The organism is Streptomyces sp. NPDC058289, assembly GCF_042880975.1.
GTDB lineage: Bacteria > Actinomycetota > Actinomycetes > Streptomycetales > Streptomycetaceae > Streptomyces > Streptomyces stoeckheimensis.
Genome location: NZ_JBHVYI010000154.1, coordinates 1 through 12,455, shown reverse-complemented (window position 1 = coordinate 12,455; position 12,455 = coordinate 1). Strand labels below are relative to the sequence as shown.

9 protein-coding genes are annotated in these 12,455 nt (G+C 73.7%); 6 read left to right on the top strand and 3 right to left on the bottom strand.

The genetic code is table 11. From position 1 onward, the window contains the following. From surE to ACFVX6_RS39360, 4 genes are all read left to right on the top strand, one after another. A partial coding sequence (gene surE, locus ACFVX6_RS39375; protein WP_389699400.1) for a 5'/3'-nucleotidase SurE occupies positions 1-938 on the top strand: 938 nt, incomplete at its 5' end. A gap of 153 nt (positions 939-1,091) precedes the next feature. After that, a complete protein-coding gene (locus ACFVX6_RS39370; protein WP_389699399.1) occupies positions 1,092-2,729 on the top strand; it encodes a carboxylesterase/lipase family protein in 1,638 nt (545 codons plus the stop codon). A 302-nt stretch (positions 2,730-3,031) separates the two neighbouring features. After that, the gene (locus ACFVX6_RS39365) at positions 3,032-4,558 is read left to right on the top strand and encodes a hypothetical protein (RefSeq protein WP_389699398.1); all 1,527 of its coding nucleotides are present in this window, start codon (positions 3,032-3,034) and stop codon (positions 4,556-4,558) included. Between the two features lie 17 nt (positions 4,559-4,575). Further along, on the top strand, positions 4,576-6,036 hold the full coding sequence (locus tag ACFVX6_RS39360; RefSeq protein ID WP_389699397.1) for a hypothetical protein: 1,461 nt from the start codon (positions 4,576-4,578) through the stop codon (positions 6,034-6,036). Between the two features lie 35 nt (positions 6,037-6,071). Here the strand turns inward: ACFVX6_RS39360 and ACFVX6_RS39355 are convergent, their stop codons facing one another. After that, positions 6,072-6,860, bottom strand: a complete 789-nt coding sequence (locus ACFVX6_RS39355) for a lysophospholipid acyltransferase family protein (RefSeq protein ID WP_389699396.1) — start codon at positions 6,858-6,860, stop codon at positions 6,072-6,074. A gap of 75 nt (positions 6,861-6,935) precedes the next feature. Between ACFVX6_RS39355 and ACFVX6_RS39350 the strand changes: the two genes are divergently transcribed. Beyond that, the gene (locus tag ACFVX6_RS39350) at positions 6,936-7,223 is read left to right on the top strand and encodes an acyl carrier protein (protein ID WP_389699395.1); all 288 of its coding nucleotides are present in this window, start codon (positions 6,936-6,938) and stop codon (positions 7,221-7,223) included. A gap of 165 nt (positions 7,224-7,388) precedes the next feature. On the opposite strand, the gene ACFVX6_RS39345 is transcribed toward ACFVX6_RS39350, so the two are convergent. Continuing rightward, complete coding sequence (locus tag ACFVX6_RS39345) at positions 7,389-8,327, bottom strand: ion transporter (protein ID WP_389699394.1); 939 nt, start codon at positions 8,325-8,327, stop codon at positions 7,389-7,391. 209 nt (positions 8,328-8,536) lie between these two features. Between ACFVX6_RS39345 and ACFVX6_RS39340 the strand changes: the two genes are divergently transcribed. After that, entirely contained in the window at positions 8,537-9,865 is a 1,329-nt protein-coding gene (locus tag ACFVX6_RS39340; RefSeq protein WP_389699393.1) for a CoA transferase, read from the top strand. A 177-nt stretch (positions 9,866-10,042) separates the two neighbouring features. Here the strand turns inward: ACFVX6_RS39340 and ACFVX6_RS39335 are convergent, their stop codons facing one another. Next, positions 10,043-12,067 carry a putative Ig domain-containing protein gene (locus ACFVX6_RS39335; protein WP_389699392.1) on the bottom strand — a complete coding sequence of 675 codons (2,025 nt, stop codon included), beginning with the start codon at positions 12,065-12,067 and terminating at the stop codon, positions 10,043-10,045. Between the last annotated feature and the right edge of the window lie 388 nt (positions 12,068-12,455).

The following is a 12,455-nucleotide window of genomic DNA, read 5'->3' as shown; positions in this document are numbered from 1 at the left end:
GGGAGCGTTCCGTGCAACGCAAGCGAGTTCTGCCGTTGGCCGCCCTGCTGCTCTGCGCGCCGGCCCTCGCCGGTACGGTGCCCGCCGCCGCGGCCGAGCCGCAGGGCGGGCCGGCGCCCGCACCGGTGCCCGCGGGCCCGCTGCGGATCCTGCTCACCAACGACGACGGCTACAACGCGCCCGGCATCCGCCTGGCCTTCGCGCGGCTGACCGCCGCCGGGCACGACGTCACCATCGTGGCCCCTCTGACCAACCAGAGCGGCGCCGGTACGAAGACGTCCAACGCCCCGTCCATCGCCGTCCGCCACCCCGAGCCGAAGGTGTGGGCGGTCGACGGATCCCCCGGTGACTCGGTGAACTTTGGGCTCGCCGAGGTGTTCGAAGGGCGGGCGCCCGATCTCGTCGTGTCGGGCACCAACTTCGGCCCGAACGTCGCCGCGCTCGCCAGCCACTCCGGCACGGTCGGCGGCGCCGTCGCCGCCCTGGACGCCGGCGTCCCCGCCATCGCCCTGAGCACCGGCGGCGTCGCCGCTCCCGACCCCGTGACCACGATCAACGCGATGGGTCCGACGCTCGACTTCGCGGTCAAGCTGATCGACCGGCTGCGCTCGCGGGCCCGCTCCGGCCCGCTGCTGCCCCAGGGTGTCGGCCTCAACGTCAACCACCCCGTCGTAGGCGCCGACGGCAAGGGGACTCCGGCCGGGGTGGCCACCACCTTCCAGGACGCGCAGGCGCTCCTGAAGGCCGACTTCACCGACGCCGGCGACGGCACGTGGAAGGTCGGCGTGAAGGTGGACCTGAAGACTCCGGCCCGGGGCAGCGACGTGGAAGCGGTGAGCGCCGGGAAGATCGCCGTCAGCCCGATGAACGCCGACTGGAACACCGGACCGGTCGACTTCGCCGTCACCGCGGCCCTGCTCGCCGGACTCCGCCCGTAGGCCGGGTCCTGCCCCCGGGCGCCGGGCCTCGTCCGTAGGTCAGGTCTCGCCCCGGGGCAGGTCCCATCGACCGCACCAGCCGGCCTTCCGGAGGCGGGGCGGGCGTCGCGCGCCCCGTCCCGCCCCCGGATCGTCCCGAACCCAGGAGTACGGATGCAACGGCTCTCGAACCGGATCGCCCGGCTTTCCACGTCAAGGCCCTTACTCGGCACGGTACTCGGCCTCACCGCGTTGATCGCCGCCGCGCTCCCGGCGGCTGCCTCACCCGGCCTCGGCGCAGTTCCCGGCGGCCCACCGGACGGCTCGCCCCGCCCGGTGGTCTCCGTCGCGCAGGGCGCGCTGCGCGGCCGCGCCCACGACGGCGCGCAGGAGTTCCTCGGCGTGCCCTACGCCGCCGCCCCGGTCGGGGAGAACCGGCTGCGCGCCCCGCAGCCGCCCCGGCGCTGGAACGGAGTGCGCGAAGCCGTCGAACAGGCCCCGGCCTGCCTGCAGTTCTCGCCGTTCGGGTTGAGCGATCCCTCGGCCGTGAGCGAGGACTGCCTGTACCTGGACGTGTACCGGCCCGGCCGCGCCCGCGCCGGGTCCCGGCTGCCGGTGATCCTCTGGATGCACGGGGGCGCGTACAGCCAGGGCACCGGCACCCAGTTCGGCGGACGCACGATGGCGGAGCTCACCGGCTCCGTCGTGATCAGCATCAACTACCGTCTGGGCCAGCTGGGTTACCTGGGCCTGCCCGAACTGGGCCGGGAGAACCCGCTGCGCTCCGGCTCCTTCGGTCTGATGGACCAGATCCAGGCGCTGCGCTGGACGAGGGAGAACATCGCGGCCTTCGGCGGGGATCCGGGCAACGTCACCGTCTCCGGCCAGTCCGCGGGCAGCGGTTCGGTCTGCGGACTGCTGGCCGCCCCGTCGGCGGCCGGCCTGTTCCACCGGGCCGTGCTGCAGAGCGGGCCGTGCACGCTGCTGCGCACCCCCGACCGCGCGCGGGCCGAGTCCGAGGCGCGGGCCTTCGCCGCGAGCGCGGGTTGCCCGGATCCGGCCGTCGTCGTGGCGTGCCTGCGAGCCGCTTCCGGGCCGTCGCTGGTGGACGCGGCCCGTACGCGGCCCACTTCGGGCCCCGCGTCGGGCGACGGGCTGCTGCCGCGGGATCCGGCCGCCGCGATCTCGGCCGGGTCCTGGAACAAGGTCCCCGTCCTGATCGGGAGCACTCGTTCCGAGGCGCGCTTCTTCGTCGCGCTGACCCAGCCCGGCCTGACGGCCGAGCAGTACGCGCAACAGGTCCTGGCGGGCTACGGCGCGGCCGGGCCCGAGGTCCTCGCCCGCTACCCGGTCGCCGCGCACGGATCCCCGTACCTGGCGCTGTCGGCGGTCATGACCGATTCGACGTTCGCCTGCGAAACCGCCTGGACGGCCCAGTCGTTCGCCCGACAAGTGCCCACCTTCACCTACGAGTTCGACGATCCCGACTCGCCGACCCTGGCGGGCGCGCAGGTCCCCGGCCTGGACGAGTCGAACGCGCACAGCGCCGAACTCGCCTACCTGCACGACTTCACCATGGGCGAGCGGCCCCTGACCCCCGTCCAAGTCGCCCTGGCGACCCGGATGAAGCGCTACTGGGGTGCCTTTGCACGCCACGGTGTTCCCGCCGTCGCGGGTCAGACCCCCTGGCCGGCGACCGGACCGGCCGGCACGGTACTGACGCTGGCGCCCGCGGGCGACCGGATCGACCGGGCGTTCGCGGCCGAGCACCAATGCGGCTTCTGGCGCGACCAGCCCTCCCGGCCGCTCTGACGGGAGACGAGACCCGGTGGTCCGTACGGGGTTGATCCGCGCTCGCGTCAACGCGTGAGTGCCGGGCTCATCCCTTGGTGATCACCGAATGGGCGGCGGCCCGGGGGGTGCCGCCACGCCGCCGGATGCCCCGAGGGCCACGGTCCCCACGGGCATCCGGCGGTCCATTGCGTCCACGACACGGGTGCGGGCCGCGCAGCGGCGGGGGATCGCCGCGCGGAACGGGCCGCGCACGGTGCCAGCATGCCCGTTCGGGCAACGGAACCAGGCGAATCCGTTGCGTAGGCACGGGAGGTGGGAACGTGACCGCTCAAGCGGTGGGCACGGCGGCTCGCTCGACGCCCGCAGGGCGCAGGTCCGCGGAGGCGCCCGCGGACCCCGCCGGGGTCGCGGACGCGTCCGGAGTTGCGAACCCGGCAGGGGCCGGAGGGGTCGCCGAGACAGCGGTGGCCCGGACGGAACCGGCCGCCGGGCAGGGGCCGCCCCGCACGGATCCGGAACTGCTGCTCGCAGCCTCGGTGCTGTTGGCGGACGCCGCCCTCACGGCGAAGCAGGCGGCCGCCGAGCTGACGGGCGCGCTCAGCAGCTGGCGGCTGGGGCTGGAGGCGCTGCGCCGCCCCGCCTGGGCACTCGGTACGGCGGTGTCGTGCGCGCGTGCGCTGACCAGCCCGGCGGGGCTCGGATTCGGGGCCAACGGTGGACTGGCCGGAGAACTGGCCCGGATCGCCGGGAACTTGACGTACCGCAGGCCGGCCGCCGTGGCCATGGCCGTGGACGCCTTCGCCCTGCGGATCAGGGCGATCGCCTCCGACCACCCCAATCTGGACTCGCCGCTCGCCAGGCGGCTGACCGACGCCATGGTGGCCGGGAACAGGTTGGAGGCACTGCGCGCCATGCACGCGCTCGTCGAGCGTTTGGGGGTCACCCGGGCCCTGACCACGATGAGCCCCGTGGTCATGGAACTGTCCGCACTGCTGGGCCTGCTCGACGAGAACCCGGTCAACGACGATTTCTCCTGGGTGACGCTGGCCGGCGGAGTGCCGACCACCGATCCGTTCCTCGGACTGCCGAGCACCCTGCTGAAGTACCTCAACCCGGGCCCCGGCCGGGCCGAACGGGCGGACGCGGACTCCATCCTGGCGAAGGTGCTGGCCACGTCCGCCAACGACATCGTCAGCTACGTCAACGACATCGGCGCCCTGGGCAACCACGGGCTGGTGCTGCTACGTCGCGTCGAGTGCGCCGACGGAGCCGTACGGCACGTCCTGCTGCTGCCCGGAACGAGCTTCGCCCTGCTGAGCAACAGCACCCCGCAGGACCTGGTCGGAGCGTTCGACGGGTTGCTGCGCACCGATACGACGTACACGCGCGCCGCGCGCAAGCTCCTGCTGCGGGCCGGGGTGCCGACCGGATCGGAGCTCATGATCGTCGGACACAGTCTGGGCGGTATGACCGCGATGAACCTCGCCGCGGACGTGGAGTTCTCCTCCCGCTACCAGCTCACGCACGTGATCGCGGTGGGCTCGCCCATCGACGGCAAACGGCCCGCGGACCACACCACCCAGGTGATCAGCCTCGTCAACAACCACGACGTGATCCCGATGATCGACGGCCGCGGCCCCGCCTCGCCCAACGACATCCCCGCCGGCTGGCTCGAACTGGCCTGGCTGGACGAGTCGTACGACTACCCGCTGTCGCACGCTCCGCAGGCCTACTCGGACACCCTGCGCGGCCCCATGGCGCACCACCGGGAGAAGGTCAACGCGCTGATCGGCGCCTACGACGGCCGGATCGTCGGCAACCAGCCCTACATGCTGCGCGACAAGTGACCCAGGGAGAGCCCGAGATGACCTCTGACCACGACGGCGGCGACTCCACGGCGAGGACCGCACCGCGCGCCCCCGAGACGGCCTGGGCCCTGGAGAACGCCGTGTTCAGCGCGGCCATGGTCGCCCAGCGGCTGCCCTGGACGGACGCCGCGGCCCGTGCGCTCGGCCTGGAGGCCCTGACCCGTGAAGGGGTGCGGCGCGCCCTGCTGGAACACCTGCGGCGCACCCGCTCCGGGCGCCCGGTCCGGGTGCGGACGCCCTTCGGGAACTTCCTCGTACCGCTGACCCCCGCCGCGTCCGAGTCCCTCCTCGTCCGGGCGGACGAGGAGCGGGCGTTGGAGCCCGCGGTCGGGCTCACGTCCGCCGGGCAGCGGTACGGGCTGTCCCCGCACACGGCACTGGCCCGGGAGACCGTCGCACCCGGAGGCGAACTGCCCGCGCTCGTCGCCCGGCACGTGGACGAGGCCGTCGAGGGCCGGCGCGGGGACGGCACCTTGGAGTGGGAGGCCTGGAGCCGGGCGATGGCAGGGCTGAGCCGCCGCCTGGTGGCGGGCGAGGCGGCCGCCGAGGACACCCTGCTGAGCGAGATCGTCACCCGCGCCGCCGCAGCGGACGGCCGAGGCGCCCGCGCGGACCTGGAGGCCGCCCTCCGGCGCAGGACGGCCCGCTACCTGGAGAGCCCGGACCCGGACTCCCTGGTCGGCCGGATGGTCGCGGCGGGAGCCTGCGCGGACACCGTGGCCGCGGCGGTGGCCCACGCGCTCGCCCTGGTGTCGGAGGCAGCCACCACCACGACCCTGCAGGCCCTGGCCCTGCACACGGTGGAACCGGCGGCCTCCCCCGAGGAAGCCGTGGCCCGGGCGCTGAGCCACTACCCCCCGGTGGCCGCCGCCGTGCACCGGGTAGGGACGCCGTTCCTCTGGGAGGGCCTCGAGATCGGCGCCGGTACGGAGATCCTGTGCGCGCCGGGCTGGCTCCCCGCGCCGAAGGGCGGCGCCGGGCCGGGCGTCTGGCCTTCGGCGCTCTGCGGCGCGCCCGGCGCGTGCGCGGCGACCCGGCTCGGGGTGCTCGTCGCCGAGGAGCTCGTCCGTGCGATCACCGCGGTCGCCCGGCCCTTCGTGGTCTCGCCGCGGCTCGTCGCCGACCGGCTGCCGGGTACGCTCGAGGCGCGCTCCCTGCTCGTCTCGCTCCGGGAACTCCCGGGAGGCCGGGGAGACGGCCGGGTGACGGTCGGAAGGCCCGCGGCACTGCCGGTCCCGGTACGCGGCTGCACACCCGCGTCCTACGGGGCCCTGGCGCAGACCAGCGCGGACCGGCTGGCGGCGCACGCGGAGAGCCTCGCGGCCTGCGCCGAGGCCGAGGGCTGGGACCGGGACGAGGCGGGGGAGAACTTCCGCATGGTCCTGCTCGACCACGCGGGACGCTGCGCGCGGGCGGCCGACGGGGTACGGAGGGCGGCGACCCGGCTGGCGGACTGAGGCCCGGGACCGGGCGGCGCGCGGTCGCCGCCCGGCTACCAGAAGGGCGTCTCGCGCCTGCCGCGCTCCCTGTCCACCAGGGACTGCACGGCCTCCTGCGCCTCGTCGCACAGCCGGCGGGCCGCGGCCCTGCGTGCGGAGTAGGACTCCGGCCGGGGTGGTGCGGGGATCGGATCGCCCACGGTGATGAGCCACTTCGCCGGCAGCGGGAGGATCGTGGTGAGCGGGAAGTAGGGGAGGTCGAACAGGCGGGCCAGGACGGGGAGGTCACCGAACTTGGGGTACGTCTCCTCGGCGCCGATCACGGACACCGGGACGACGGGCGCTCCGGCCTGGACGGCGGTCGCCGCGAACCCGGGACTGAACGGGCGCAGCCGGTACCGGCTGCGGAAGGACTTCTCCAGGCCGGAGATTCCTTCCGGAAACACCCCCACGAGTTCCCCGGCGTTCAGATGTTCCAGCCCGAGCGTCGGATCGAGCGGAAAGGCACCCATTTTCCGGGCGTACGGGCCGATCACCGGAAATCGAAAAGTCAGAGATGCGGCCGGAACGTTCAGGGGGCGGTTAAGAATACGGGTGAGCGCTTTGACGAGGACGAACGCATCGAGCCCCCAGGCCCCCGAATGGTTGGCTACGATCATGGCCGGTCCATCTTCCGGGATGTTCCCCCCACCGGAGACCTCGAGGCGGAAGTAGTCCTCCATCAGCCAGTCGAGCAGCCGGTCCCAGGCGCCCTCCCCGGCCTCACCGAGCCGTTCCTTCGCGTAACGGAACTCGGCGGCCCCCACCCCCGTCCCCGTTACATCGGTCACGCTTTCCGACACGAGTATTCTCCTTTTCCCGCCGGTCGTCGGCGCAACCTTGGCGCAATGCCCGCAATATCGCAAACAGGAGCCGTCGTGAACGTTTCCACCCCCGAATCGACCGAATCGATGGTCGATCTGATCAGCGAAATCCTCATCCCGATGGTGGAATCCTCTGCCGTGGACGTGCACGCAGGCGCCCGGATGGAGGATCTGCTGACCGACTCGCTCATGGTGGTGGAGATGGCCATGGCCCTGCACGAGAAGCTGGACATCAAGGTCGACGAGGAGGAACTCCGCGACGTCACCCTCGCCGAGTTCGCCGAACTCCTCGACGCCCGCCGCAACGCCGTCGTGCCCCCGCGGGGCGGCGCCGCTCGGTAGCACCCGGGGCACGCCTGGCCGGCGGACCTCCGGCCGGGCGGTGCCCGACCGGCCGGAGGCGTTCCCGATGGGTCGGACGGGTCCGGCGGGAACGCCCGGTCCTAGGGCCTGTCGTCAAACTCCGAGGCCACCCTTCGGGCGACGACGGGAGTTTGACGACAGACCCTAGCGCGCGCCCGCCGAAGCGTGGGCCGGCGCGGAGGAGGCCGCGGCCACCGCCGCCGACGTGGCGTGCACGGTGTCGAGCTGTGCCTCCATGTCGTCGAGCGCGCTGCGCACCGCCGCGATCCGCAGCAGGAGCTCGTCGGCCGCGTCCGGCGGCGACTGCGACGCCAGGAGCGCGGCCCGCTTCTCCTCCTTCTCGGCCTCGTCCTCCATCTCCCGTGCCTCCTCGAGGGCGTTGAGGACCACGCCGATCAGGACGTTGACCAGCACGAAGGAGCCGAAGAGCACGTAGGAGGCGTAGTAGAGGAGGCTCAGCGGGGAGATGGCCAGCCCCGCGTGGACGGCGTCCCCGAGTCCCTCGAGCGTCATCAGCAGGAACAGGGTCAGTGCGGCCCGGCCGATGGACCCGTAGTGCTGCGGGTCGTGGTCGGCGAAGCAGATCCAGCCGATCATCGCGTACACGTAGACGATCAGCGCGCCCACGAACAGGAAGCTGACGGTACCGGGCAGACTGCGGCCCACCGCGACCAGCAGGACCCGCAGCTGGGGCATGAACCGGGCGGTCCGCAGGACCCGCGCCAGCCGCAGCAGCCGCAGGAGCGTGGTGTTCTCCCGGAGGAACGGGATGAAGGCCGAGGAGACGACCAGCAAGTCGAAGACGTTCCAGGGGTCTCGGAAGAAAGCTTTCGGCCGGTCCGCGTGCGCGCCCAGACGGATCAGCATCTCCAAGGTGAAGGCGAGCACGCAGAGGCGCTCGGTCGCCGAAAGGAGGCCGCTGTACTCGGCGGACAGGCCGCTGTACGTCTCGGCCCCCAGGAGCGCGGCGTTGAAGAGGATCACCGCGAAAACGGTGAGCGAGAACGCGGGCGCCTCGCACACGTCACGGCAAGGTGCGGCAAGCCTTCCACGCCAGGTGTCCACCGCGGTCGGGTCGGTCATCGTGCTCCCTCGTACGGGCCACCGGCCGCCCCCGGCCCCGCCCGCGCCGGCTGCGCCGCGACGGAAGACGAGGCAGCCGAGGCGATGTTCATGTTCCGGGTCGTGTAACGCCGTACGAGGGAATTCGAGACGCCCTGGCGCGCTACATCGCCCGATCGGGGGCCCGCCCCGCGCCGCGAGGGCCGGGGCGCGGCGTGCAGGATGGGCGCATGACGCGTAGTGACGGTGGGACCGGACAGGCATGGGCCGCGTTGGGCGGCCCCGAGGAGCTGGCCGGGCGGGTCGGCTACCGGGGGCCGAGCGGGCTGGATGACGGGCCGCTGCCCGTACGGGAACTCGCGCGGGCCACGGTCGGCGTGTGCGCGCTGGCCGCCGCCGAGCTGGCCGTCGTACGGGCCGGGGGGAGTGCGGACGACGTGGCCACGATCATGGTCGACGAAGGGGCCGTGGCCACGGCGTTCGTCAGCGAGCGCCACCTGCTCGTGGACGGCCGGCCGGCCGTCACCTTCGCGCCGCTGTCCGGCTTCTGGCGGGCCGCCGACGGATGGGTGCGGACGCACGCCAACTACCCGCACCACGAGACCGCGCTGGTACGCGTCCTGGCGGCCGGGACCCGGGAGGGCGTGGCCGCGGCGATCGCCCGACGCCCGGCCGTGGACGTCCAGGAGGAGGTCTACGCGGCCGGCGGGCTGGCGGTGGCCGTGCTCGCCGACGGGTACGGCGCGCCGCAACCCCTCGTGGAACGCACGGAGTCGGGCGCGCGCGGGCGGTCCCTCGGGGCGGTCGCGGCGGGCACCGGACGGCCGCTCGCGGGAGTACGGGTGCTCGACCTGACCCGGGTCATCGCGGGGCCGGTGGCCACCAGGACGCTCGGACTGCTCGGGGCGGACGTCCTGCGGATCGACTCCCCGGGGCTCCCGGAGTCGGACGACGCCTACGCGGACACCGGATTCGGGAAGCGCTCCGCGCTCCTCGACCTGGGGGAGGCGGGGGACCGGACGGTGTTCGACGGGCTGCTCGCCGGAGCGGACGTGGTGGTCACGGGATACCGGCCGGGCGCACTGGAGCGGTACGGACTGGGCACGGCGGAACTGCTGGCGCGGCGGCCGGGGCTGGTGGTGGCCGAGCTGTGCGCGTGGGGCCCGCGGGGCCCGTGGGCGGGCCGCAGGGGCTTCGACTCGCTCGTGCAGGCGGGGTACGGGATCTCCGCGGCCTGCGGGGACGAGCGCGCCCCCGGGGTGCTGCCGGCGCAGGCACTGGACCACGGGACGGGGTACCTGGCGGCCGCCGGAGTCCTACGGGCCCTCGCGGAGGGCGGTGGGCAGGCCCTGCGGTTCTCCCTGGCGGGGACGGCGTCGTGGCTGGTCCGCGAGGTCTCGCAGGCCGGCGCCGCCGTACCGGGGTACGCCCCGGAACCGTGGCTGCGCGAGACCGCATCGGGATACGGGCCGCTGCGGTACGCGGCTTCGCCGCTCGGGGGCCGCGGATGGGAGCGGGGCCCCTCCCGCTGGGGGACGGACCGGCCCGCCTGGCTCTGACCCCGGGCGGGGGCCAGGACGGGCACGCGCCGAGGCGGGGCCCGGGCCAGGGTGTTGGCCAGGGCCCCGCCGGGCGGTGCCCACTGCCTCCGGGGGTGTGGGGGCGGTGGTATCCGATCAGGTCGACCGGCGGATCAGGTCGACCGACGGATCAGATCGACCGACGGATCAGGGGGACTAGAAGTACACGTTCCAGCTCACGTTGACCGAGGAGGACTTCCCCGCGGCGTCGGTGACCGTGAGGGTGCTGCTCCCGAAGCCCCAGGTGGTGGGCGAGCCGGTGATGACACCCGTGGCGGCGTTGATGCTCAGGCCGGCCGGCAGGCCCGTGGCCTTGAAGGCGTACGGCTTGGTGCCGCCGGTGGCCTGGAGGGAGAGGGTGACGGGCTTGCCGATGTAGACGACCTGGTTGCCCGGGTTCGTCAGGACCGGGCTGGTGCCCGTGACGGTGCTGACGGTCCAGGAGAACGCGGCGGACGCGGTCTTGCCCGCGTTGTCGGTGGCCGTGACGGTCACGTTGGAGGTTCCGGCCGTGGTGGCGGTGCCCGTGATGGTGCCGGTCGCGGAGCCGATGCTCAGGCCGGCGGGCAGGCCCGTCGCGGACCAGGAGTAGGGCGCGGTGCCGCCCGTGGCCTTGACGGTCAGGTTGGCCGCGGCGCCGACGGCGGAGCTCTGGCTGCCGGGGTTGGTCACGGACAGGGCCGTACCCGCGGTCGTGATCGTCCACGAGAAGGAGGTGGAGCCGGTCTTGCCGGTGTTGTCGGTGGCGGTGACGGTCACGTTGGAGGTTCCGGCCGTGGTGGGGGTGCCCGTGATGGTGCCGGTGGAGGAGTCGATGGCCAGCCCGGCGGGCAGGCCCGTCGCGGACCAGGCGTAGGGGGCCGTGCCGCCTTCGGCGCTGTTGCGCAGCTCGGGTATCCGGGCGCCGATGACGCCGTTCTGGGCCGAGACCGCGGCGACGGTGACGTTGCCGGGCTGTGGGGTGGTGACGACCAGGGCCAGCTTGAAGCGTGTCAGGGCCTCGACCACGGGCTGGAAGATGGTGAACTTCTCACCGCTGCCCGAGGTGCAGGTGGCACTGCCGCCGCCGGAGTGCAGGCCGACGGCCTTGCCGCCGGTCGCGGTGATGTACGCGCCGCCCGAATCGCCGCCCGCGGAGCAGGCGTTGGAGTACGACAGGCCGTCGATGACCACGTTTCCGTAGTCCACGCTCTGGTTGACCTTGGTGACCTCGCCGCACCGCATGCCCGTGGTCTGCCCGGAGCGGCAGATCGCGGTGCCGACCACGGCGTCGGCCGAGCCGGTGACGGCGATGGCGGTGTGGGTCGAGTCGCCCGCGACGTACGGGGAGAGGTTCCACCCCGACTGGTCCACGTCGACGACGCCCATGTCGCCCTCGCGGGCGTTGATGCTGCTCTGCCCGTCCTTGTTGGACGTGCCCACGCGGGTCCCGTCCTTGCCGTAGGCGGCCTGGTTGACGTCGTTGGTGCAGTGACCGGCCGTCAGGAAGGTCTTGGCGCCCCCGGTGACCCGGGTGGCGGCGAACCCGATGGAGCACGGGCTCTCGCTGCCCGGCACCCACTTCTCGCCACCGGTCACGTCGGCCTGCTGCCGCGGGCTGCCGGCGGACTCCGTGACGTGCACGATGCCGCCCAGGGCGGCGAGGCGGGCCACGAAGGCGTCCGTGGAGGCGTTGCGCGCCGTCCGGTCCACCGTGACGTCGATCCGGTTGTTCCGGACGTCGGGACCCCAGGACACCACACCCGCGACCCCGGATCCGATGTCGCGCGTCACGGTCCGGGCGGTGGCGGCCAGTTCGGCCCGGCTGTAGCGGGCCTGCAGGGCGACGGCGCCCGCGTCCCTCACCAGCGCGGCGTCCGCCGCGGTGGAGACGGCCGCGTTCAGGCGTCCCGTGGAGGAGTCGAACCACATGCCCGCCACGCGGTCGCCGACCCGGCCCCGGATGAGGGTGGCCGCCTTGCCGGCCGCCGCTTCGTCGGCGATCCGGTCGCGGGCCTGTCCGGGGGAGAGGTGGAGATCGCGCTGCATGGCCTCGAGGACCTGCGGAGACACGGACGGTCCGGGCTGCGCGGCGGGAGTGGCCTGAGCGGGCAGGGCGCTGAGGCCGCCGAGAGCGACGACGGCCGTGACCGAGGCCGCGGCAACGCAGGCCCACTTGGACCTGTTGGGAAGATTTCGCACGGAAATCCCTTCATGGGGGCGAACCGGAGGGGTAGGCCGGTACGGATGCGCGTCCCGTGGGGGAGCACGGGACCCTTCACGTCCCCGGAGTGCGGAGGTCGGGGGAGCCGCGTCTGCGCCCTCCGGGGTGGCCAACAGAGTGATCCCGGGTCGGTGCCGCGAGCATCGGAGGAATCCCTTGATGCCGAGCCGCCCGGCCGTCGGCCTCGGGCCGGAACGGCCCAACCCCGCCCGGCCCAACCCGGCTGGCCCGGGGCCGCGTTGTCCTCCCGCGTCACCCCACCCAGGCCCAACCCGCGCTGCCCTGACCTGCGTTGTCCGCCCCGCATCGGCCGACCGGGGCTCACGCGCGCGGCTCGGGCGGTGGCCGGCGCCGGCGCGCGTACGG

Coding starts and splice junctions, on each gene's coding strand:
- ACFVX6_RS39360 (WP_389699397.1), top strand. CDS start 4,576: ATGACCTCTGACCACGACGGCGGCGACTCCACGGCGAGGACCGCACCG.
- ACFVX6_RS39370 (WP_389699399.1), top strand. CDS start 1,092: ATGCAACGGCTCTCGAACCGGATCGCCCGGCTTTCCACGTCAAGGCCC.
- ACFVX6_RS39345 (WP_389699394.1), bottom strand. CDS start 8,327: ATGACCGACCCGACCGCGGTGGACACCTGGCGTGGAAGGCTTGCCGCA.
- ACFVX6_RS39340 (WP_389699393.1), top strand. CDS start 8,537: ATGACGCGTAGTGACGGTGGGACCGGACAGGCATGGGCCGCGTTGGGC.